The organism is Streptomyces triticirhizae (assembly GCF_003696235.1).
Taxonomy (GTDB): Bacteria; Actinomycetota; Actinomycetes; order Streptomycetales; family Streptomycetaceae; genus Streptomyces; species Streptomyces triticirhizae.
In genome coordinates this window covers 1-1,147 of sequence record NZ_RFFJ01000402.1, presented here as the reverse complement: position 1 = coordinate 1,147, position 1,147 = coordinate 1, and the positions used below count along the sequence as shown (strand labels likewise).

The 1,147-nt window shown below is 80.5% G+C and carries 1 protein-coding gene and 1 pseudogene; both read left to right on the top strand.

Annotated elements, in window-relative coordinates; translation table 11 throughout:
• Nucleotides 1-674, top strand: a 674-nt coding sequence (locus EBN88_RS29955) for a DUF6457 domain-containing protein (RefSeq protein ID WP_122400091.1), incomplete at its 5' end; no start/stop codon positions are given.
• Nucleotides 671-1,147: pseudogene (locus tag EBN88_RS29950) on the top strand (hypothetical protein); the annotation flags it as partial. The gene EBN88_RS29955 and the pseudogene EBN88_RS29950, both read left to right, overlap by 4 nt.

The window sequence follows — 1,147 nt, the reverse complement described above, 5'->3', positions numbered from 1 at the left end:
GCACCGCGCGTCCGGTCCGCTGGACCCGCGAACACCCGCCGGGCGGCGGCCCGTTGCCCGCCCTGGCGGCGGGGCTCGCGCTCACCGGCCGTCCGCTGGTCGCGGTGCTCGCCGCCGACCTGCCGTTCCTGGACCCGGGCACGCTGCCCGCGCTGGTCGCCGGGCTGCCGCCCGAGGCGGACGGCGCGCTGCTCGTCGACGCCGACGGCCGCGACCAGCCGCTGACCGCCGTCTACCGGGCGGACGCGCTCCGCACCGCCCTCGCCGAACTCGGCCCCGACACCCTGGCCGGCCGCCCGCTGCGCGCCCTGCTCGGCCGGCTCCGGCTGCGCCGGCTGCCGGGGCCCGCCGCGCTCGACTGCGACACCTGGCCGGACATCGCGGCCGCCCGCGCGAGGATCGGCCACCATGGGGTGGTGCTTGAGGAATGGATCGCGGCGGTCAAGACCGAACTCGGCGTGGAACTCGACGTGGACACCACGGCGCTGCTGGACGCGGCCCGCGACGCCGCACACGGCGTCGCCCGCCCGGCGGCCCCGTTGACCACCTTTCTCATCGGCTACGCGGCCGGCCGCACCGGGCTGGCCCCGGCCGAGGCCGCCGCCCGGATCTCGGCCCTGGCCGAGGACTGGGCGCGGGAACGGGCCGAGCCGGAGCCCGGGGCGCGGTCGTGATCGACGACTTCGACGACGCGCTGGCCCTCGTCAACGGGCCCTCGGGCCGGGGGGCCTCGCCCCCGGGGGGTCCGGGGGGCCCGGACCCCTTCGACGGGGAGCTGTCCGTCGAGGACGAGCCACGGCCGGAGGCCGGGGCGGGCGACGAGGGCGGGGACCCGTCGGGCGAGGACGGGACCTTCCGGGACGCCGGTGGTCGGCGTGGGGACGCTGCCGATGACCGGGCCGGTGCCCCTTCGGAGGCCTCCGGCCGGGAGGGCGGTCACGGTGCCCGGTTCTTCGGCGACGCCGGCGGACTCGCCGCATCGGGCCGGGGCTCCGCCCCGCAGGACCTCGACGCCGCCGAGGCCGCAGACGCAGGCCACGCGTCCGCCGCCGACCGCGTCCCGCCGGGCCGGAGTCCCGCCGCGCAGGGCCCCGCCGTCCCCGGCCCCCAGGGCCGGGAGTCAGCCGCCTCCGGCGCGGCCCGCCAG